This window comes from Streptomyces sp. NPDC093064 (assembly GCF_044754605.1).
Lineage (GTDB): Bacteria > Actinomycetota > Actinomycetes > Streptomycetales > Streptomycetaceae > Streptomyces.
In genome coordinates this window covers 1-20699 of sequence record NZ_JBIVPK010000060.1, presented here as the reverse complement: position 1 = coordinate 20699, position 20699 = coordinate 1, and the positions used below count along the sequence as shown (strand labels likewise).

Here is a 20699-nt window from a genome sequence, read left to right as displayed (position 1 = left end):
AATGCTCAGTCGATACAGAACTCGTTGCCCTCGATGTCCAGCATCGGGATGCACGCATCATTGCCGTCATACAGCGTTCGCACGTGTACCGCGCCGAGCGGGACCAGCCGTGCACATTCGGCCTCAAGTGCGGCGAGGCGCGCCTCACCCACGAGACCGGTGCCGACCCGCACATCAAGATGCACCCGGTTCTTGGCGGCCTTCCCTTCGGGGACGCGCTGGAAGTACAGTCGCGGGCCCACGCCTGAGGGATCAGTGCAGGCGAACCATGAATCCCGCTGCTCAGGTGGCTGTGAACGCTTGAAATCGTCCCAAGTGGCAAACCCCTCCGGTGGCGGCGGTACGACGTACCCCAACACCTCGCACCAGAAACGAGCGAGACGCTCAGGTTCTGCGCAGTCAAAGGTGACTTGGAACTTCTTGATCGCTGACATCGGCGCACCATACCAGCGGGATTCTGCCGCTCGTATCTCCAGGTGGATCCGCCCGAAAACCCGTCACACCCTGGGCCACCTTGGACACCAAGTGGTCAAGCCGGACAGTCCACGAGAGTGACGCGAACTTGGCGGCGTAACCCGGTTGTCCCCACGATCCAGCCCTGATCAACCACCCTCACGTCAAAGGTCAGTTACGGGGCAACCCTTAGGCGATGATGTCAAAAAGTCCAACTGTCGTGCCTCTTGAGTATCTGTCGTACCTCCCGCAGGGTAGCAAGCGCTTGCAGCGAACCCATCCAGCGACGGAGGTCCGATGCACGACGAGAACGCGACACCGGTCCCTGACGACTCCGCCGATGGCTACTCCCGGCGCGCGATGCTGCGTGGTGTCGGCATCGCCGGAGCGGGCCTTGGCCTTGGCGCGTTGACCGGTGGCACGGCACACGCCGACGACTCCCGGACTGTGGCCTCTCCCGCCGCCGACCAGGCCGCCGACGCGGCACCCGCCCGTAAGGGCGAGACGATGATCGGGGTGCCGTTCGAACGACGCGGAACTGTGCGGGTCGGCATGATCGGGCTCGGCAATCGCGGCGGCGGCATGATCGACCTGTTTCTGGCGATGCCTGGCGTCCAGGTCGTCGCTCTGTGCGATCCGGTCAAGGAGAAGACCGCGAGAGCCGCGAAGAAGGTGTCGGACGCGGGCCAGCCTGCGCCCGCGACGTACACGAAGGGCCAAGACGACTTCGAGAACCTGTGCAAGCGCGGCGACATCGACTTCGTGTACGTGGCGACGCCGTGGGACTGGCACTTCGAGATGGCGAAGACGGCGATGCGGAACGGAAAGCACGTCGGTGTGGAGTGCCCGATCGCCCTCCAACTCGATCAGCTGTGGGAGCTCGTCGACCTGTCCGAGCGCACGCGACGGCACTGCATGCAGTTGGAGAACTGCTGCTACGGCCGTAATGAGATGCGGGTGCTGCGCATGGCGCATGCCGGGAAGTTCGGGCGGCTCCTGCACGGCGCCGGCGCGTACATCCACGACCTGCGCGGTCTGATGTTCGATCCGAACTACTACGAGGGGCCGTGGCGGCGGCTGTGGCACACACGGCTGCGCGGCGACCTCTACCCGAATCACGGGTTCGGCCCGGTCGCCAACTACATGGACATCAACCGTGGTGACCGCGTCACCCACATCTCCAGCTTCGGGACGCCCTCGTTGGGGCTCGCCGAGTACCGCGAGGCCAAGATGCCGCACGGCGACCCGAGCTGGAAGGAGACGTACATCGAGAGCGACCGCACGATCAGCCTCGTCCAGACGGCGAAGGGGCGCGTGATCCGGCTGGAGCACGATGTCTCCACGCCACACCCCTACTCGCGGATCAACAGCCTCGGCGGCACGAAGGGTGTCTTCGAGGACTACCCCGCGCGCATCTATATAGAGCCGGACCACACCAACGACAGCTGGGGTGACTTCTCGAAGTACTCCGACTGGGATCACTGGCTCTGGAAGGAGCACTCCAACCCGCCTGGCGGGCACGGCGGTATGGACTACATCATGGTGTTCCGCCTGATGCAGTGCATGCGGCTCGGCCTGGTGCCCGACTTCGATGTGTACGACGCGGCGACCTGGACATCGCCGGTGCCGCTCAGCCATGCGTCGATCAAGGCGAACGGCGCGCCCCAGCCGATCCCCGATTTCACCCGGGGCCTGTGGGAGAAGGCACGCTCGGGCGTGGACTCGCAGAAGCCGGAGGCGTGACGCTCTCAGCGAGGTGAGACCGGCCGCAGGCCCGGCGCGAAGTGGCGCACCGGGCCTGCGACGGCCACCTCAAGCCCTCTGAGCACGCAAGGCGGCCGAGCTCGTCGGGCTACGGGCCCGCCTCGACAGCGTCAGTCCCTCGGTCGGCGTGGAGCACCCCGATGCTGGCATCGCCCTGCGCGAACCGGGAGAAAAGCTCCGTGAGAGCAGCCGGGCCTGCCATGTGATCGAGGACGAGCACCGGCTGCTTCTCGCCGTCCTGTTCAACAGGGACGAAGTCGGTGACGATCTCTCGACGCAGCAGCAGGACCCGGTCGTCGTCCGCGGGATCGCGAGCCAGGCCGGCGAGGTGCTCGAGCAAGGAGTCAGAGAACTGGGCCAGGTCGTCAACGAGCACCTTCCGGAAAGCCGTGACGCTGACCGCGAGCCGGTCGCCCATGCGTTCATAACGGGCCGAAAGGTCGGACGGCAGCAAGTAGAAGACCCCCGCCTCGCCTTCATGTCCCCGGTTCAGCAGCACGCAGACCATGCGCTCACCAGGATCCTGGGATTGGGTATCGACGGCGAGGAGCACGCCCACGTCGTCCGGGTCGAACGCGGGAACCGCGGTGATCCACATGCGGGCGGAGTCAGCCGTGCCGCTCGGGCCGTCCAGGTCGTTCATGACCGTCATCCAAGCGCACGGCGCCGACATCCCGCTGACTCCCCAGGTATTGACGCTCCTCCAGGTCCGTGGCATGCCGCTACTTCGAGGTCACCGCATGCCGATGTCGTAAGTGGTGCCGCCGGCGACGGCTCGGAGTTTGTCCGGGTTGGCCACGTTGTGGATGGCGGTGATGCGGCCGTCGGCGTTGAAGTCGAAGGTGACGGTGGCGATCACGCGTCCCAGGCCGCTGAACACGATGCCCGGCCCGCCGTTGATCTCGACGAGTTCGGCTTTCATGTCGGCAGGCTCGACGCCCTGGTAGGTGACGGTGCCAATGGCCGCGAACCAGGCGGCCACCGTGGCTGCGCCCATCACCGGGTGCAGGGCCTGACGGACCTTGCCGCCGCCGTCGGTCCACAGGGTGACGTCCGGCGAGAGCAGTTCCATCAGGGCGTTGACGTCCCCGCCGGTCGCGGCGGAGAAGAACCGCTCGGTGGCCTCGCGCTGCCGCGACCGGTCGGCGGCGAAGCGGGGCCGCCGGGCCCGCACGTGCTCGCGGGCCCGATGCGCGGCCTGACGCACCGCGGCTTCGGAACGCTCCACCACCTCGGCGATCTCGGCGTGGCTGAAGTCGAAGACCTCCTTCAATACGAACACCGCGCGTTCCAGCGGGCTGAGCGTCTCCAGCACCACCAGCATGGCCATCGACACCGACTCGGCGTGCGTGACGACCTCGGCGGCGTCTCCGCCGGTGAGGATGGGCTCCGGCAGCCACGGCCCCACGTAGGTCTCCCGCTTGTGCCGGGTGGAACGCAGCCGGTCCAGCGCCAGGTTCGACACGATCCGCGTCAGGTACGCCTTGGGATCGGCCATCTGCGAGCGGTCCGCGGCAGACCATTTGATCCAGGCGTCCTGGACCGTGTCCTCGGCGTCGGCCGCGCTGCCGAGGAGGCGGTAGGCCACGGAGAACAGCAGCTTGCGGTGCTCGTGGAAGACCTGCTGGTCGGGGTGGGTGGACGGGGTGGTCACCGGGCCTCCCGGATCCGGGTGAAGCGGCCCCCGCGGGGCCAGAACGCGCCCGAGGCGGGCATCTTCTTCATGCGGCCGTAGGTCGGCCAGGGCGAGGCGGTCACCGTCTCCTTGTACCGGACCGCCATGCGGCCCGTCAGGCAGGACCGGCGCGGGCTGTCATCGGGGCGGGTGAACTGCACCACGGCGTCACCGCGTCCCAGGCTCACCGGCGTGTGGTAATAGCCGAAGCGGAACGGCGTGGGCTGCTTGCCCCTGAGCGCCCGGTCGATCGACAGCGCGGCGTGCACCCCGGTCGGCATCCCGCCCTGGCAGGTGCCGTGCATGACGCCGTAGCCCTGGCGGATGGCGGCCGCGTCGCCGATCGCGTACACCTCGGGGTGGGACATCGATCGCAGTGTGGCGTCGGTGATGATGCGTCCGCGCTCGTCGACGGCCAGCCCGCCGGCGGCCGCCAGCGGCGACACCCGCGTACCGCTCGTCCACAGGACCGCGTCGGCGGCGATGCTCTCCCCGCCCGCCAGCTCGACCGCGTCGGGCAGCGCCTTCACCACCTCGACCCCGGTGCGCACCCGGACGCCAAGCCGTTCGAGTGCGGCGTGCACGTACGCCTTGGCCTTCGGGTTCATGGCCGCACCGGGCTCGGTCCGGCCCAGCAGTACGACGTTCAACTCCGGGTGCCGCTCGGCGATTTCCGCGGCCGACTCGATGCCGGTCAGCCCGCTGCCGACGACCACCACCGTGCCGCTGCCGAGCCGCCCCAGCCGGTCGGCCAGCAACTCGGCATCCTGGGCGCTGCTCAGGGTGTACGTGTGGTCCTCGACCCCTGGCACCGCAGAGGTGTCGGCCACACTGCCCAACCCGTACACCAACGTGTCGTAGGGCAGCACCCGGTCGTCGTCGATCCGCACGGTCTTCGCGTCCGCGTCCACCGCCGTCACCCAGCCCCGTACAAACCGCGCGCCCGTACCGTCCAGCAGCTGAGGGATGCTCAGCTCGGCGACCCGCTGCCCAGTCGCCGTCATGTGCAGCCGCATGCGCTCGGTGAACCGCTCCTGCGCGTTCACCACCGTCACCTCCACACCCCCGCGCCGCTTCACCCGGGCCGAGAGCTGGACGGCCGCGGCCATGCCCGCGTACCCCGCCCCCAGGATCACCACGCGATACGCGGTTGCCATGCCGGTCTCCTGCCGTGCACTCATCGTTCCGTCCTTCTCGGCTCGCTTGCTGACGCCCACCAGATGGGAGCAGGCGGCCTGGACGTGACATGGACCGGATGTGATGCGCGACACAGTTCGTATCGAGGGCTCGCCGCAAGGTGGCCGAAGGCGTCCGGGGCTAGAAGTGCTCGAGGTTCATCTCCTGGTCCAGCCGTTCCTTCAGCTTCACGACGTCCTTCAGGAGGGCATCCATCGCGGCCAGGTCCGCCGGATCCGTCTCCTGCACACCCTCGGACACCCTGTCGGCCATGTCGCGGAGATCCGCGTAGTACGGATCCGACCCCGCTTCGTCGTGCAGTTGCTGCGCCACGGTAGCCGCAAGCGGCTGAAGCGAGATGAGAGTCGCCTGGCATTGGTGGTCAGTGACACAACCACCGGCGAACGTCTCCCCCGCAGTGAAGCTCGTGTAATCAAGCGCGGCAGATTTCGTTGCCCTCATCGCCTCCGGCTTCGCCATCGGGGCTGTCGCCGCGCCGGGTTTCACCGTCGGGGCCGCCGCCGCATCCGGCTTCGCTTCCCTGGTCGTGCTCGGCTTGGCCGCCTCCCCGCTGCACGCCGTCATCAGAACCAGTGCCCCACCCACGGCCAGCACGGACATGCCGCGGCCGGCCCACCTTCGGATCTTCATGCGCGGGAACGTAGCACTTCTCCGGCGACGAGTCGTTCCCGATCGAGGATCGAGGATCGAGGATCGAGGTCGACGACCGAGCGGCACCGCAAGGCCACGGCCACGAGAAGTCTCAGGTCCGTTTCCGCAAGGGAAGGGCCGCTCCCGTGTCAATCCGTCGCCGGCCACACCTCGGGCCCGCCGCCGTGCCACTCCACCAGGGGCGACATCGCCACGTCCAGTTCGTCCAGGCCTTCCAGGCCGGCCCGCGCCATGAAGACTGACAGGTCGTGCAGGCTGTACGCCGTTCCGAGGGTGGTCCCGTCGGTTCGCACCTGCCGGCCGCCGCCCTCTCCGGGCGGGTTCACGATCACACGAGCAACCATGCCACCATCCTGCGGCTGGGCCGTGCGGGACGCATCGCGGCGTGGATCAGTCGAGGTACCCGCGCGCAGTATCGGGCCACCGTCTTGGGGGCGACGTGGATGGTGAGGAAGATCTGGCCTCCGACGTCGCCCATGGTCAACCGGCTGTGTCACCGAGGGTGGCGGCAAGATCGAGGTTGCGGGGGAGTAGGTCGTCGGCCTCCCGCCCTGGGGCCGGGTGGACAGGAGGATCGGCTTGGCGTCGGCGGCCGGCTCGACCGTCCATCTCGGCCACGGGGAGCCGTAAGGGGCTGCGCTGGAGGCTCCAGCCGGTGGCGCGGCTGGTGGCGTCGGTGTGCAGGGTGAGGGCATGGCAGGTCTTGGAGTGCGCCGGAGGAGGGGACCAGCGCCCGGTTGCGCCTCCCCTGAGGTCCCGGGCCGAGCCGGGAAAGGGGGAGCGCGGGCCGTCACCACAGGGCAGAACGTGCCGGACCGCACCAAGAGCCCGTCCCTGGGCCGTGCACGCGCCGTGCGCGCCTGGGACGCACTGGAGGTGTGGCTGGAGCAGACGGATACCAAGGCCTGGGTGTTGCGGGACATGACGTTGATGACACGGGCCGATGCCGGTGAAACCGAGGTGTCTCGATGGGCATCGGTCGGGTAGCGTGCGGGCCATGTCGAGTCCTGAGTCAGACAAGGTGGGGGCTTTCGGTCACGCCGTCAGCCCCCTGGACCACTGAGTTCGTAGTCCTGTCGTCGCGCCGCATCCTGCGGTGGGACGAGTCCCTCGGGGCTGGCCGCGGTGACGAGATGACCTTCTCGTGCTTCTCCTCACCTCGGAGCCACTCGATGCCTCTCCCGCTGTATCTGCTTGCCTTGGCGGTCTTCGCCATGGGCACCTCGGAGTTCATGCTCGCCGGCCTCTTGCCGGCCATTGCCTCGGATCTCGACGTCACAGTCGGGACCGCAGGCGTGCTCACCTCGGCCTTTGCGATCGGCATGATCGTCGGCGCCCCTCTGGTGGCCGCGCTTGCCCGCAACTGGCCCAGGCGCTCCAGCCTTCTCGGGTTCGTCCTCGCTTTCGCGGCAGCTCACGCCGTGGGCGCCATCACCACGAGCTTCGCGGTCCTGTTCGCTACCCGGCTCGTCGCCGCGCTCGCGAACGCCGGGTTCCTTGCCGTCGCCCTGACGGCTGCCGCCACGCTGGTCTCGCCCGACAAGAAGGGACGTGCGCTGGCCGTGCTGCTGTCAGGCACGACGGTGGCCACGATCGCTGGTGTCCCTGGTGGCTCGGTACTCGGCACGTTGCTCGGCTGGCGGGCCACATTCTGGGCTGTCGCCGCTCTCTGCCTGCCTGCAGCTCTCGGCATCCTGAAAGGGATCCCAGCGGGACGTGCGAAGGAAGAGACGACTGGCAGGCCGGCCTTGCGAGCAGAGTTCGTCCAGCTCACAAGGCCGCGGTTGATCCTGGTGATGGTGCTGGGCGCGCTGGTGAACGCCGCAACCTTCGCCGGCTTCACGTTCCTCGCCCCCGTCGTGACCGACACCGCCGGGCTGGGGGAGTTGTGGATCCCGGTCGTTCTGGTGCTCTTCGGCGCCGGTTCCTTCATCGGTGTCACCGCCGCCGGCCGGCTGTCCGACCAGCGCCCCGGTCTGGTCATCGCAGTCGGTGGCCCGCTGCTGCTCATCGGCTGGCCGGCCCTGGCGGTGCTGGCCAACGAGCCGGTCGCCTTGTTCGCCCTCGCGTTCGTGCAGGGCGCGCTGTCGTTCGCGTTGGGCAGCACGCTGATCACGCGGGTCCTGTATGAGGCCGCGGGAGCCCCCACCATGGCCGGCTCGTATGCCACTGCGGCACTCAATGTCGGCGGCGCCGTCGGCCCCCTCATCGCCGCGATGACCCTCAGTACCGCGGTCGGGAACCTCGGGCCGCTGTGGGCAAGCGGCCTACTCGTCGCGATCGCACTACTCATCGCGTTCCCCCTCCGCGCTGCCCTCGCGGCAGGCCGAAGCGCCGAGGTGTTCCAGGGACGCATGCGAACGCTCCCTTGACCGTCGAGGGACGCCGAAGGCTCGTGGAGCGCTGCCGCAGCCGTCCGATCGTCGGTGTGCCGCGCGCGGGTGAGACGCTGGCCGTCAACGTCCCGACGGCCACCGGGTACGACCTGGCGATCATCGGCGCCGACGACCTCCTCTGGACCGACAACGCCCGGTTGGATCTGTCCCGTTCGGTGATGCGAGCCTGGCAGACGCTCTCCGGCACCGCCAGGGATCCGGCAGCGGCTGTCTGGTCCGCGCTGGACGACCTGGGGGGCGGCGCCGCGCATCTGCCAGGCAACGAACCATGAAGAAGTTCGATTCGGCACAGCGGCATACAACCGCCGCGTCATCCGTCAGGCATCCACCGGCGGCACCGAGGCCAAGCGGCGCTGCGCGGCGGCTTGGATCTCGGAAGGACCGCGTGCCCATTCGATCGTGCGGCCGACCACCGTCGCCACCGGCCGGTCCCAGCAGGAGCGGACCGCCGCCGGACGACGGATGCCGAGTTCGGCCCGCCCCCAGTCCGGAAGGAGCCCGACCGCGGCATTCATCAACAGACGCACGACCAGCCGCTCACGTCCGGTCCGGCCGAAGCCCCGGAGAAACCGTACGGAGTCCGACGCGGCTTGGGTGGCACGGAGTTGGGGACGTATGCGGTCCAGGTAGCGCTCGACCTCCTGAGCGTTGCACGGCACCTTCTCCGCGCCCAGCATCTCGGCGACCGGGGCGACCTGGCGGTAGTACGCGTCGCACTCGGCAGGCGTCAGCCGCAACCGCTGCGGCGCGTACGTCTGGTAACCCGCCAGGAAGCAGCGCACCTCCGCGATGTGCACCCAGGTCAGCAGTTCGGGGTCGTCCGCGCGGTAGGACCGGCCGTCCGGGGCGGTGCCGCGCACCCGGGTGTGAATCCGACGCACCAGGGCGATCGCCTCGTGCGCGGCCGACGCGGAGCCGAAGGTCGTCGTGGTGACGAACCGCGCGGTGCCGATGAGCCGGCCGACCGGGTCGGACCGGAAATCCGAGTGCTGGTCGACCCCGGCCATGGCCAGAGGGTGCAGTGACTGGAGCATCAGCGCCGCGAACCCGCCGATGAGCATGCCGGTCGGATGCCCGTGCACCTGCCAGGCAGGATCGCCCGGGACGATCCCGAGCAGCCCGGGATCACCGGCCGGACCCTCGTACCGCTCCAGTTTGAGGTCCCCACCATGCACGGTCGCCTTGAGCTCCTCGGCGATCCGGGTCCTCAGCCCCACAAATGCCTCCGCGATCCGATGCAAACCGTCACAGCATCACCATTCTCTCCGGTCGACGCGACGACGGCCCGGGGGTGGCCGCACTCGCCGCGGTTGCGCGTCGGCCGGGGGCCGTGCGGCGTCCGGCCCGGTCTAACGCGGTGCACTCAGGTCGGTGCCGGCGGCGAGCGCGGCTGCCTCTCCGCGCGAGGTCACGTCCAGTTTTCGTAGCAGGCCTGCGACGTGGAACTTGACGGTGCTCTCCGTGATGCCGAGCTCGGCCGCGATCGCCTTGTTGCGTCTGCCCTGGGCGACCAGGTGGAGCACCTCGCGCTCGCGGCGGTTGAGGGCTGCCAGACGCGTCTCATCGCTCCGATTGGCGGGAGGCTCGAGAGGAAGACCGATTGTCGCGTGGCTGCCCCATCCCGGGACCGCGTCCAGAGTGACCGCGGCACCCAACGTCTGTGCGCGGCCCTCGAGTTGCCGCTGCAGGGCCGGCACGTCGAGTTTCCCGGACTCCTGGTCACGTACGTCGACCACCAGCGAGGCGCCCGGGCAGCTCCAGGCGATGCGCAGGCGAGTCAGGTCAGGCTGGGCGACGAAGGCCAGCACGGTGGCGCGCGTCATCGCCCGCGCCGCGTAGGCGATCTCGCCCGGCAGCGGGCGTCCGTCCTTCGGCGGGGCCACGAACTCGATGTGCGCCTCGTGATGGCGCAGCATCTGCCGGAGGTCCTTGCGCAGCGTCGCGAAGGCCGCATGGGCAGTCTCCTGGGACAACTCCTGGTCGGACTTCTGCATGGAACGCAATGCGATCAACGCGGCGGACGCCGTATCGGTGGCAGCCAGTCGCGCCCTGGCGTCATCGAGTCCGGACGAGCGCAGCGTGGACAGAACGGCCACGAGCGAGGTTTCGTGTGCAGCCACCATCTCCGTGATGGTGCGCGCCCGTTCGCTGGACGCGGCACGGGACTCTGCCAGGTAGTCGGGACTGGCCTGGGCGACCTGCTGCCGGATCGATGTTGCCACGATGCCGAAGACCGCTGACAGCTCGGCGGGATACGGGACCGGCCTCAGAGAACCCTGCGGAACGAGCAGGAGCAGCGTGTCTCCCCGGTCCCGCACCGTCCACACCGAGCGCTGAGCACCACCGATTCCGGCAGTGGTGCTCAGCGCCCGGCCGGGCTCGACGACCCGCTTGAGGTCTTCGAGCTCATCGATGGTGACCTTGTGGATCAGGTCGGCGGCTCCGGCGACCTTACGTGGACGTCCCGTGCACTCGCGAGTGAAGATCACGAGCGCTGCGTGCGGCCACCGGTGGGACAGGAGCCGGGAGAAACGGGGAGCGATGTCGTGCAACGGGCCGTCGATGACTTCCCGCAGAGTGAGAAGAGCATCGGTTGAGGCCTGCGGATCTGGCATTCCGTCGACCCTACACTCTCCACCCACTGTTCGAAGGTCGAGGATTTCCTGTCCACAAGGCCAGGCTGCCGATGATCGCCACAGGGTTAGGTTCGCTGAGGCATGCACCGGATTGCATGCGCTTGTATCCACGAACGACGAAGGAACAGTTCCGATGCCTCAGCAGGTCCGCGGCGTGATCGCCCGTTCGAAGGGAGCTCCCGTCGAGCTCACCGACATCGTGATCCCGGACCCGGGTCCGGGCGAGGTCGTCGTTGCCGTGGCGGCGTGCGGGGTCTGCCATACCGACCTCACCTACCGTGACGGGGGGATCAGCGACGACTATCCCTTCCTGCTCGGCCACGAGGCGGCCGGCACCGTCGAGAGCGTCGGAGCAGGCGTCGACTCCATCAAACCCGGCGACTTCGTCGTCCTGAACTGGCGGGCGGTGTGCGGGCAGTGCCGCGCCTGCAGGCGCGGCCGTTCGCAGTACTGCTTCGACACGTTCAACGCCGCCCAGAAGATGACCCTGCTCGATGGCACGGAACTCAACCCCGCCCTGGGCATCGGCGCATTCGCCGACAAGACCCTCGTCCACGCAGGGCAGTGCACCAAGGTGGACCCCTCCGCAGACCCCGCGGTCGTCGGCCTTCTGGGGTGCGGTGTCATGGCCGGACTCGGGGCGGCGGTCAACACCGGAGCCGTGAGCCGGGGCGACTCGGTGGCGGTGATCGGCTGCGGCGGCGTGGGCGACGCCGCGGTCGTCGGGGCCCGGCTGGCCGGCGCCTCGAAGATCATCGCTGTCGATCGAGACGATCAGAAGCTCACATGGGCCCGAGAGCTCGGCGCGACCCACACGGTCAACGCCACCGACCAGGACATCGTCGCCGCAGTCACGGAACTGACCGGCGGCTTCGGCGCCGACGTCGTCATCGACGCCGTGGGCCGTCCCGAAACGTGGAAGCAGGCGTTCTACGCACGCGACCTCGCAGGGACCGTCGTCCTCGTCGGCGTCCCCACCCCGGACATGCGCCTGGACATGCCGCTTCTCGACTTCTTCTCCCGCGGCGGCAGCCTCAAGTCGTCCTGGTACGGCGACTGTCTGCCCGAACGAGACTTCCCCATGCTCGTCGACCTGTACCAGCAAGGCCGGCTGCCGCTGGACAAATTTGTCACCGAACGCATCGGCCTCGACGCGGTCGAGGAAGCCTTTCACACCATGCACACCGGTAGCGTGCTGCGCTCGGTGGTGGTCTGGTGAGCGGCGCCCTGCGTATTGAACGCGTTGTCACCAGCGGGGTCTTCGCACTCGACGGGGGCACGTGGAACGTCGACAACAACGTCTGGCTCATCGGCGACGACCACGACGTCGTCGTTGTGGACGCGGCCCACGACGATGCCCCAATCGTGGAAGCGGTGGGCAACCGCCGCGTAGCAGCGATCGTGTGTACCCACGGACACAACGACCACATCTCGGTCGCGCCCCAACTTGGTGACCGCCTTGACGCCCCGGTCCTGCTGCACCCGGCAGACCGGCAACTGTGGGAGATGACCCACCCGAGCCGAACGTTCAAGGAGATGGTCGACGGCGAACGGATCGCCGTGGCGGGGACGACCCTGGAAGTGATCCACACCCCCGGACACTCGCCCGGCTCGGTCTGCCTCCACCTGCCCGAGGCCCACGCTCTGTTCTCCGGCGACACCCTGTTCGCCGGTGGACCAGGAGCGACAGGCCGATCGTTCTCGGACTTCCCGACGATCATCACGTCCATCCGCGACCTACTGTTCCCGCTGGCCGAGAACACCCTCGTCCACACCGGACACGGAGACACCACGACCATCCAGAACGAAGCACCCCACCTGGATGAATGGATCCGCCGCGGCCACTGAGCCTTCGCCCCAGGCGCTACTCGCTGGCGTTCGGCGTGGAGATCAGGAAAGCTCGCGCGCATGGTCTCGGTATTGCAGAACGTGGCGATTGACTGTGCGGATGCCTACGAGCTGGCTCGGTTCTGGAGCAGTGTGACTGGCCGTCCGCTGCATCCGGAGGACAGACCGGGTGACCGGGAGATTCAGGTGCTGCTGGCGGCGGGGCCAGTGCTGTACTTCAACCAGGTGCCCGAGGCCAAGACGATCAAGAACCGGATCCATCTGTGTTTGCGCCCTGAGACCTCACGCGATCAGGAGGTGGACCGGTTGCTGGGCCTCGGTGCCACCTTTGTCGCCGATCACCGGAATCCCGATGGTTCAGGCTGGGCGATCCTTGCTGATCCCGAAGGCAACGAATTCTGCGTTCTGCGCAGTGAGTCCGATCGAGCCGCCAGGAATCCCTGACGCTCACGCGCCGTCCTGGCCGGTGTCGGCCACTGGTCGACGATGGACGGACCAGTGGTGTCCGAGCTCCGCTACCCGTCGATAGCCGCCTATCAGACCTGATGGGCTCTCATGTTCCCGGCGTTGTGTGGGGCTGCCTGGTGCGGGAGACCCTGGAGTACCGAGTCTGGACGACGCTCTCGAGCACTGGACGCCCCTCCACTGAGGAGCAGATTCCCCACCCCTAAGGGTGGGGAATCTGGCGTTGCTACCGGCTGGGACTTGTCCGGCCGATCATGTGACTGATCCGCATCCAGTACTCCAGCGGTAGATCGTGATCCGAGGGAGGCGCGTCGGCGAGGGACGGCCGTTATTCCAGCCACATCCCGTCGCGCATGATGACTCTCCCGCGTAGTTCCGGCTCGCCGCGCCAAGCGCGCACAGTCCTCGGGACCACGCGTACATACAGAAAGGAACCCTCTTCCACGCGTGGATCCCACCCGAACCTGTCGGCGAACGCCTCCGCTGCCTCTCCGGGCACCTCCTGGTCCGGGAAGCACTCCGCCTCACCCTGGAGGAGCACCACGTCGAAGGTGTCCGGTAGCGACAGGCGCACGCGCGGCTCTTTGCGGACGTTTCGCGCGGTCACGGATGTGGCGCTGGTGCACATCCACACTGCTCGCCCATCCCACAAGAACCACAGCGGCACCTGGTGCGGCCCGTGATCAGGGTGAGCCGTCGACACCCATACATCCCGCTCGGTAACGAGCCGCTCCAGAGCGTCGCGCGTACGCTCCGCCGTCTGGCGACGAACGATTTCCGTGGTCTCCATGAGGACCGACCCTAGCCAAGCAGGCGCGAAGCGCACCTGAGGCGCAGGACCTACTCCCAGCGACCGATGAACCCCTCAGCTTTTGGCTCGGGGCGACCAACTTCGGTGCTCAGGGTGGCCGGCGGAAGCGCTCAGTCACACTTGTCTCCGGTAATGGCTGGCTCGTGATCGCGCCTGGTGGCTGCGTCGCCAGGCGGCTGCCACATGATCGACCGGACAAGACCTGGGCGGGGGAGGAAGTCAAGCTCTCCCACACCGAACAGCAACTCTGCGAGAACGACGAGAAGATGGTGATCCAGGCGTTCACCACGGGCCGCTTCGCGCGTGGTCCGACAGTGAACGACGTCGATTGACGCACCGCAAAGCACCGTAGAGGGGTCATAACAGGCCCGGTGCCCGGCATGCCCACGACGAAGAACTCGAATCGAGACCTTGAAGGTGTGGTTCGTTCCCGTTCGGATGGAGATAGTTAGGCGCGTAGAGCTCGTACCAACGAGGGACCACCTGACGATCTCAGGCACCGGTAACGGTGATGCGTCTTGTGCCCCTCCATGCGGTGAACCAATGGATTCATGAGGAGGAGCCCCATGCGTGGTGCCAAGAGCGCCAAGTGGGTTGCGATGGCCGCGGTTGTGGCGTTGGGCGCGACGGCCTGTGGCGGCGGTGGCGGTGGCGACGACAAGGGCCGTGGCGAAAAGGCCGCGATCGACCCGAGCGGTAAGTTCTCCATCGAAGTCGGTGAGCCGCAGAACCCGCTGCAGCCGGCGAACACCATGGAGTCCAACGGCAGCATTGTCATCAAGTCGGTCTTCTCCGGGCTCGTCGACTACGACCAGAGCGGCAAGACGATCTACGTCAATGCCCAGTCGATCGACTCCACAGACAACAAGACCTTCACGGTCAAGCTGAAGCCCGACTGGAAGTTCCACGACGGCAGCCCGGTGACCGCGGCGTCCTACGTCAATGCCTGGAACTGGGCGGCGAACCCGGCGAACAAGCAGACCAACAGCTTCTGGTTCTCCGACATCCAGGGCTACGACGACGTCTCGCCGGCCAAGGGCAAGCCCAAGGCCGACAAGATGTCCGGTCTGAAGGTCGTCGACGACACCACCTTCACGATCACGCTGAGCAAGCCGATTCCGTACTACGTGTACAAGCTCGGCTACTCGGTCTTCGACCCGCTGCCGGAGTCCTTCTACGCGGACCCGCAGGCCGCGGGCGAGCACCCGATCGGCAACGGCCCGTACAAGTTCGTCAGCTGGCAGCACAAGAAGCAGATCGAAGTTGCCAAGTACGACGACTACAAGGGCCCCAACGCCGCCAAGAACGGCGGTGTGATCTTCAAGAACTACAGCAACCTCGAGACCGCCTACGAGGACCTGAAGTCCGGCAACGTCGACGTGCTCCGTCAGGTCGCGCCTAAGGACCTGCCGATCTACAAGCAGGACCTCGGCGACCGCGCGGTGGACCAGGCCTACTCGGCAATGCAGACCCTCGCCGTGGCCTACTACACCAAGCAGTGGAAGGGCATCGACCCCAAGGTCATCCAGGGCCTGTCGATGGCGATCGACCGCGACACCATCACCAAGACCGTGCTCCAGGGCACGCGTGAGCCCGCCACCGGCTGGGTCGCCAAGGGTGTCCTCGGCTACCAGCCGAACGCCGCCGGAGACGTCACCAAGTACGACCCGGCCAAGGCCAAGGAGCTCATCAAGGAGGGCGGTGGCGTTCCGGGCAACGCCATCTCCATCCAGTACAACGCCGACGGCGGCCACAAGGAATGGGTGGAGGCGGTCTGCAACTCCATCACCAACGCCACCGGTGTGAAGTGCGTGGGCGACTCCAAGGCCGACTTCCAGGCCGACCTGAACGCGCGCGACAACAAGGAAGTCAAGTCGCTGTACCGCTCGGGCTGGGTGCTGGACTACCCGTTCAACGCCAACTTCCTGCGTGACCTGTTCGGCACCCACTCGGACGGCAACCAGGGTGGCTTCTCCAACCCGACGATCGACAAGGAGATCGCCGCTGCCGACACCGCCAGCTCCCTGGAGGAGTCGGAGAAGAAGTACCAGGAGCTCGAGAAGAACCTGGTCAACTACATGCCGACCATCCCGCTCTGGTACAACAAGGTCAACGCCGGCTACTCGACGAAGGTCACCGGAGTCCAGTACGACCAGCACGGTGACCCGGTCCTGACTGGCGTTCAGGTCAAGAAGTAACCACAAACAGCCCGTTCGCCCCGGGGTGCGGGCTACCGCACCCCGGGGAGCGGCAGCGGCTGGGGGCCCTTTCCGCACGTACCGTCCTGCGCTTGCCGAATACCTCATCCGTGTTGGTCATGCCGCATGTTGGTACTCGTGGATGGTGCCCCCAAGCCGTGCTCGTCGTCGTATCTCCAGGCGGGCGATCCGGTCCGGGTCCTCGATCGGAGCGGGCAGCAGGGGGAGGGGGCGGGCGTTCGCAAGGCCTTGGTGCGGCCTGTGCTCGTTGTAGAACGTCTCGAACTCGCGTAGTGCATGCAGAAGATGCCGGCGATCCAGATCAAGATGCGCTCCAGCAGCCCTCGCCGGCAGGTCTGCACACACCGCTCCATGATTCGCGACCACCACCGACCGCGCGAGAGCGCCGACTCGGGCAACCACTGGCCGATACCCAAACCCGTTCCCACCTGTATGGATGAGGTATTCGGCAAGGGCAGGGCCATAGCCGCTCGTCGATGGCCGCTACGAGGACGGTCGCCTCGTAGCGGACTGGCGGGGCTGCTGTGCGTCCTGCCGACAGCCCGAACCTCGATGCGTGCTCATCGGCTCGCCTGTTGAGCGGCCCGGTCCTGGATCCCGTCGAGCACGGTGTCGAGCATCCGGTCGAACTCCGCAACGGACCCGAAGTCGGCCAAAAGAGGTGCGAGGGCGGCCATTGTCGGGTGTGCCTCGGCGTCGAACGCGGGCACGGGGCTGGGCCCGTCGGGTCCGCCGCTGGTGCGTGCCAGCAGGTGTCCGTTGAGAAAGCCGAACAGCACCATGAGCGCGTCCGCGACCACCTGGTCCGGCAGCCCGGCCTCACGCATCGCGGTGACCAGGCGCTCCAGGGCGGTGAGGGCCACCGACGAGGTCTGGGCGCGTGTGGCCAGCAGCGGGAACACGCGGGGGTGCCGGTAGGCCATGTCCCGGTAGCTCTGCGCCGTGTGGCGGGCGATCTCCTTCCAGCCGTGCGGTGCGTCGTCAGCGTCGACCGCCATCTCAGCGAGCACTGCCTCGGAGACCGCGTCCAGCAGCGCCGCCTTGCCCTTGATGTGGTGGTAGATCGACATCGGGTCGACCCCAAGTTCCTCCGCGAGTCGCCGGACCCCGAAACGCTCCAGGCCGTCGCGGTCGACGAGCGCGACAGCGGCGGCAGCGATGCGCTCGCGGTCGAGCCCTGCTGAGGTGCCCCGTGTGCGTCTGGCCACGTCCACTCCCTCCGTTTGCAAAACCTACGCCGTAGAAAGTACCTTGCAGGACGAAACCTACGACGTAGGTTTTGGGAGGGGGTAGTCATGACCGCGACCATCGGCCGCCCACCGTCGATCCACGCCGGGCGCCCTGCCGCGACGTACGTCGAGCCGGCGCTCACGACCCTCGCCACGCTCGCGCCGCTGCTGGACAACGCTGCGGCTGACGCTTGGGATCGCCGGTCCGGGGCCGATCGGCATCGGCGAAGAAGTGCAGCGGAACCGCCTCCGGTGGTGTGGCGCCGTCGGCGCCATCTGAACTCAAGGAGAAGGCATGAGCGAGGTCACCGGTGCGGACCAGCCATCCGAGTCTCCCTCACCGCGCGAGTCGAAAGGAAAGCACTCTGATGACGAAGACACGGCGTGAGCGATTGGTCATCGGAGCGATGTTCACGGGCCTTGGGCTCACCGTCATCGCGACGATCGTCCCGTACGTCGACCGTGCCACCACCCATCTTCTGGCCGATCACATCCGGGCCGGCTATCCCACGTACGCCCCCACGCGCATCGACTCGGCCGTCACCACCTACCTGGTCCTGCTGTCCGTCATCGGAGCGCTCGGCGTCCTCGCCTGGCTCTGGACGATATGGGCAGTCAGGGCGGGCAAGCGGTGGGCCCGCCCCGCCGCGACCGTGATGTTCGTGCTCGGCGCGAGTGTCGGGCTGACCATGCTGCTCGCCAAGGACACCTCCGGTGACACCGGTCTGCCGCCGACGCTGGGCTGGGTCGGAATGGCTCCCTGCCTGGCAGGCCTCCTGGCGGTCGCACTGCTGTGGAAACGACAGCGAATGGTATGACCCCGGCCCCGGCGCACTATGCACGTGATCGGCGGGCGGCAACTATCCCGACACCGACCCTGGCCACAGCCCCGCCCCGGAACAGTGCGGGGTCGCAGCACCGCGGCGCCCTCGTCACGGCCAGGCGTGGGAGCAGCTCTGGTCACCATGCGTTGATGATCGGTGTGTCGGGTTCGTGCTGCCGCCAGGCCTCGTTGAGGCGCGCGAGCCGGTCCGCGGCGGCGATGCCGCGCAGGGACGCGACCTTGCCGTCGCTGACTTCGAACGCCACGGCGCCGACGACCCGGTCGTCAACCACGGCGAGGACGGCCGGGGAGCCGTTGACCAGTGCCGTGTGGAACGCGGGGGAGCCGCCGGCCAGCCGCCGCTTCGCCGGCGTGGGCTTGAAGCCGGCCCGCACGTAGGAGGCGACGCGCTCGCGCGTCTTGTACCGCAGCAGCCGCCTGGCCAGTCCGGCGCCGTCCGAGACCGCCGTCACGTCGTCGGTGAGCAGCGCCACCAGCCGTTCGGTGCGCCCTGATATGGCGGCGGCGAGGAACTCCTCGACGACCCGCCGCGCGGACACGGGGTCCACCTCGTCGCCGCCGCGACGCTCGGCGACGACCCGGCGTCGGGCCCGGTGAACATGCTGCTGGCTCGCGGACTCGGTGATGTCGAGGATCCCGGCGATCTCGGCGTGGGGATACGAGAAGGCCTCGCGCAGGACGTAAGCGGCCCGCTCGACCGGCGAGAGGCGCTCCATGAGGGTCAGTACGGCCAAGGACACCGATTCGCGCTGCTCGAAGGTATCGGCAGGGCCGAGCATCGGGTCGCCCTCAAGGAGCGGCTCGGGCAGCCAGTCTCCGACGGTGCGCTCATGGCGCGCCTGCGCTGAGCGGAGCCGGTCGAGGCAGAGATTGGTGACGACCTTGGTCAGCCACGCCTCCGGCACCTCGATACGTTCCCGGTCCGCGGCCTGCCAGCGCAGGAACGCGTCCTGCACGGCGTCCTCGGCGTCGGCCGCCGAGCCGAGCAGACGGTACGCGAGCGAGGCCAGCCGGCCCCGGCTGGCCTCGAACCGATCGATGGCTGCACTGTCCATGCGGAACAACCTATGCGGCGACCCTCACACCGACCAGGTCAGGCGCGGTGGCCAGACGACGCTTGCGCTTCGGCATGCCGAAGGTCGGGTGGGCGATGCTCCACCCGGCCCCCTTGAGCACGCCCGACTTGAGCCGCGCGGCGGTCCGGCCACCCAGATACCAGGACTTCGACCGCGCATCCCCGTCCACCATCTGGAAGATCGCGTCCCGCCGCCCGAGGCTGATGTGGTTGCCGAGGTACTTCAGCCCGGTGGTGGGGACCTTGCTGCCCGTCAGGCGCGCGATGATCGCGGCGGTCGCCTGCATGTTGGTGAAGCCGGCCGAGGCGCAGGACATCGGCAGCGGCCGGCCGTTCTCGCCGATCGCATAGGCGCAGTCACCGGCGGCGTAGACGTCCGGGTGCGAGACCGAGCGCATGGTGCGGTCGACGACGATCTGGCCGGTCTCGGCGACCTCCAGACCGCTGGCGGCCGCGATGGGATGCACGGCGAACCCGGCCGACCACACAGTCACGTCGGCCGGGATGGACGTACCGTCGGCGGCGATCGCCCGAGTCGGCTCGACGGCTTCGATGCCGGTGCGCTCGTGGACGGTGATGCCGAGCCGGTCGAAGGACTGGCGCAGGTGACGGCGGGCCTTCGGGGAGAGCCAGGCGCCCAGCTCGCCGCGGGCGGCGAGCGCGACGGAGAGGTCGGGCCGGGACTCGGCGAACTCGGTGGCGGTCTCGATGCCGGTCAACCCCTCACCGACGATCAGCACGGTGCCGCCCTCGTCCAGGCCGGCCAGGCGCTCGCGCAGACGCAGCGCCGAGGACCGGCCGGTCACATCGAAGGCGTACTCGGCCACGCCGGGGACGCCATGGGGAGTCACGGAGCTGCCGAGCGCGTAGAGAAGCGTGTCGTACGCGAGCTCGCCGTCGCCGTCCTCGCCGGTCACGGCGACAGCCCTGCGCTCGGGGTCGACGCCGGTGACGCGCGCAAGGCGCAGCCGCACCTCGGTACCCGCGAATACGTCGGCGAGCGTGCGGAACGCGAGGTCCTGGCCGATCGCGAGCTGGTGGAGCCGCATCCGCTCAACGAAGTCGGGCACGGCGTTGACGACGGTGATCACGGTGTCGGCGGGGGAGAGCCGACGGGCCAGATTTCCGGCGGCGAAGGCCCCGGCGTATCCGGCGCCGAGTACGACGATGCGGTGCTTCATGGCGTTGCTCCTGTCTCGTTCGCGTGCCCCTTGAACGAGACGGCGCCCCGATTGCTGACAGGAGCCGGGTGTGACGCGGGTCACCGAACTAAGACGAGCGGCCGAGCCTCCGACAGGCGCCTTGGCCTGTCTTGGGCAGTCGAAACGGGGCGATGGCCGACTAGTGGCTCGTCACGCAGCCTTGGCCGGGTAATCGGTCCATGATCGGATCGGTGAGTCGGGCGCGAAGTTCGTCTTCGGTTCCGCGCGGGTGTT

At 68.0% G+C, this 20699-nt stretch carries 21 protein-coding genes; 9 read left to right on the top strand and 12 right to left on the bottom strand.

Features of this window, described 5'->3' with window-relative positions; genetic code table 11:
- Positions 1-5: 5 nt before the first annotated feature.
- Positions 6-434, bottom strand: coding sequence for a VOC family protein (locus tag ACIQFZ_RS37895; RefSeq protein WP_402693375.1), 429 nt, complete (start codon positions 432-434; stop codon positions 6-8).
- Between the two features lie 316 nt (positions 435-750).
- Between ACIQFZ_RS37895 and ACIQFZ_RS37890 the strand changes: the two genes are divergently transcribed.
- Complete coding sequence (locus tag ACIQFZ_RS37890) at positions 751-2196, top strand: Gfo/Idh/MocA family oxidoreductase (protein WP_365437152.1); 1446 nt, start codon at positions 751-753, stop codon at positions 2194-2196.
- A gap of 109 nt (positions 2197-2305) precedes the next feature.
- Here ACIQFZ_RS37890 and ACIQFZ_RS37885 read toward each other — a convergent pair whose 3' ends face one another.
- From ACIQFZ_RS37885 to ACIQFZ_RS37865, 5 genes are all read right to left on the bottom strand, one after another.
- A complete protein-coding gene (locus ACIQFZ_RS37885) occupies positions 2306-2860 on the bottom strand; it encodes a hypothetical protein (protein ID WP_402693374.1) in 555 nt (184 codons plus the stop codon).
- A 90-nt stretch (positions 2861-2950) separates the two neighbouring features.
- Positions 2951-3871, bottom strand: coding sequence for an RNA polymerase sigma-70 factor (locus tag ACIQFZ_RS37880; RefSeq protein ID WP_402693373.1), 921 nt, complete (start codon positions 3869-3871; stop codon positions 2951-2953).
- Positions 3868-5073: an NAD(P)/FAD-dependent oxidoreductase gene (locus ACIQFZ_RS37875; RefSeq protein WP_402693372.1), complete on the bottom strand. Its 1206-nt coding sequence runs from the start codon at positions 5071-5073 to the stop codon at positions 3868-3870. Before ACIQFZ_RS37875 ends, ACIQFZ_RS37880 begins: the two co-directional genes overlap by 4 nt.
- Positions 5074-5209: 136 nt before the next feature.
- The gene (locus tag ACIQFZ_RS37870; RefSeq protein ID WP_383061107.1) at positions 5210-5719 is read right to left on the bottom strand and encodes a hypothetical protein; all 510 of its coding nucleotides are present in this window, start codon (positions 5717-5719) and stop codon (positions 5210-5212) included.
- Positions 5720-5868: 149 nt separating this feature from the next.
- Entirely contained in the window at positions 5869-6084 is a 216-nt protein-coding gene (locus tag ACIQFZ_RS37865) for a hypothetical protein (protein WP_365428376.1), read from the bottom strand.
- 828 nt (positions 6085-6912) lie between these two features.
- Between ACIQFZ_RS37865 and ACIQFZ_RS37860 the strand changes: the two genes are divergently transcribed.
- Entirely contained in the window at positions 6913-8112 is a 1200-nt protein-coding gene (locus ACIQFZ_RS37860; RefSeq protein ID WP_402693371.1) for a Cmx/CmrA family chloramphenicol efflux MFS transporter, read from the top strand.
- On the top strand, positions 8109-8408 hold the full coding sequence (locus tag ACIQFZ_RS37855; protein WP_383061132.1) for a hypothetical protein: 300 nt from the start codon (positions 8109-8111) through the stop codon (positions 8406-8408). Before ACIQFZ_RS37860 ends, ACIQFZ_RS37855 begins: the two co-directional genes overlap by 4 nt.
- Positions 8409-8453: 45 nt before the next feature.
- Here ACIQFZ_RS37855 and ACIQFZ_RS37850 read toward each other — a convergent pair whose 3' ends face one another.
- Positions 8454-9353, bottom strand: coding sequence for an oxygenase MpaB family protein (locus tag ACIQFZ_RS37850; RefSeq protein ID WP_383061104.1), 900 nt, complete (start codon positions 9351-9353; stop codon positions 8454-8456).
- Positions 9354-9485: 132 nt separating this feature from the next.
- Positions 9486-10883 carry a LuxR C-terminal-related transcriptional regulator gene (locus tag ACIQFZ_RS37845; protein ID WP_402693370.1) on the bottom strand — a complete coding sequence of 466 codons (1398 nt, stop codon included), beginning with the start codon at positions 10881-10883 and terminating at the stop codon, positions 9486-9488.
- 22 nt (positions 10884-10905) lie between these two features.
- On the opposite strand from ACIQFZ_RS37845, the gene ACIQFZ_RS37840 reads away from it, so the two are divergent.
- The 3 genes from ACIQFZ_RS37840 to ACIQFZ_RS37830 are packed head-to-tail and all read left to right on the top strand — an operon-like array spanning position 10906 to position 13064.
- Positions 10906-11991, top strand: coding sequence for an S-(hydroxymethyl)mycothiol dehydrogenase (locus ACIQFZ_RS37840; RefSeq protein WP_365428386.1), 1086 nt, complete (start codon positions 10906-10908; stop codon positions 11989-11991).
- Complete coding sequence (locus tag ACIQFZ_RS37835; protein ID WP_365428389.1) at positions 11988-12620, top strand: MBL fold metallo-hydrolase; 633 nt, start codon at positions 11988-11990, stop codon at positions 12618-12620. The genes ACIQFZ_RS37840 and ACIQFZ_RS37835 overlap by 4 nt, the downstream gene beginning before the upstream one ends.
- Before the next feature lie 60 nt (positions 12621-12680).
- A complete protein-coding gene (locus ACIQFZ_RS37830) occupies positions 12681-13064 on the top strand; it encodes a VOC family protein (protein WP_402693369.1) in 384 nt (127 codons plus the stop codon).
- Positions 13065-13413: 349 nt separating this feature from the next.
- Here ACIQFZ_RS37830 and ACIQFZ_RS37825 read toward each other — a convergent pair whose 3' ends face one another.
- Positions 13414-13875, bottom strand: a complete 462-nt coding sequence (locus ACIQFZ_RS37825) for a pyridoxamine 5'-phosphate oxidase family protein (protein WP_402693368.1) — start codon at positions 13873-13875, stop codon at positions 13414-13416.
- A gap of 164 nt (positions 13876-14039) precedes the next feature.
- On the opposite strand from ACIQFZ_RS37825, the gene ACIQFZ_RS37820 reads away from it, so the two are divergent.
- Entirely contained in the window at positions 14040-14228 is a 189-nt protein-coding gene (locus tag ACIQFZ_RS37820) for a hypothetical protein (RefSeq protein ID WP_365428397.1), read from the top strand.
- 234 nt (positions 14229-14462) lie between these two features.
- Complete coding sequence (locus ACIQFZ_RS37815; RefSeq protein ID WP_365779392.1) at positions 14463-16094, top strand: ABC transporter substrate-binding protein; 1632 nt, start codon at positions 14463-14465, stop codon at positions 16092-16094.
- Positions 16095-16675: 581 nt separating this feature from the next.
- Here the strand turns inward: ACIQFZ_RS37815 and ACIQFZ_RS37810 are convergent.
- On the bottom strand, positions 16676-17323 hold the full coding sequence (locus tag ACIQFZ_RS37810) for a TetR/AcrR family transcriptional regulator C-terminal domain-containing protein (RefSeq protein WP_365430743.1): 648 nt from the start codon (positions 17321-17323) through the stop codon (positions 16676-16678).
- A gap of 389 nt (positions 17324-17712) precedes the next feature.
- Between ACIQFZ_RS37810 and ACIQFZ_RS37805 the strand changes: the two genes are divergently transcribed.
- Positions 17713-18162, top strand: coding sequence for a hypothetical protein (locus tag ACIQFZ_RS37805; RefSeq protein WP_402693367.1), 450 nt, complete (start codon positions 17713-17715; stop codon positions 18160-18162).
- A 142-nt stretch (positions 18163-18304) separates the two neighbouring features.
- Here ACIQFZ_RS37805 and ACIQFZ_RS37800 read toward each other — a convergent pair whose 3' ends face one another.
- Both ACIQFZ_RS37800 and ACIQFZ_RS37795 read right to left on the bottom strand, forming a co-directional pair.
- Positions 18305-19243, bottom strand: coding sequence for a sigma-70 family RNA polymerase sigma factor (locus tag ACIQFZ_RS37800; protein WP_383060401.1), 939 nt, complete (start codon positions 19241-19243; stop codon positions 18305-18307).
- A gap of 10 nt (positions 19244-19253) precedes the next feature.
- Positions 19254-20444, bottom strand: a complete 1191-nt coding sequence (locus ACIQFZ_RS37795; protein ID WP_402693366.1) for an NAD(P)/FAD-dependent oxidoreductase — start codon at positions 20442-20444, stop codon at positions 19254-19256.
- Between the last annotated feature and the right edge of the window lie 255 nt (positions 20445-20699).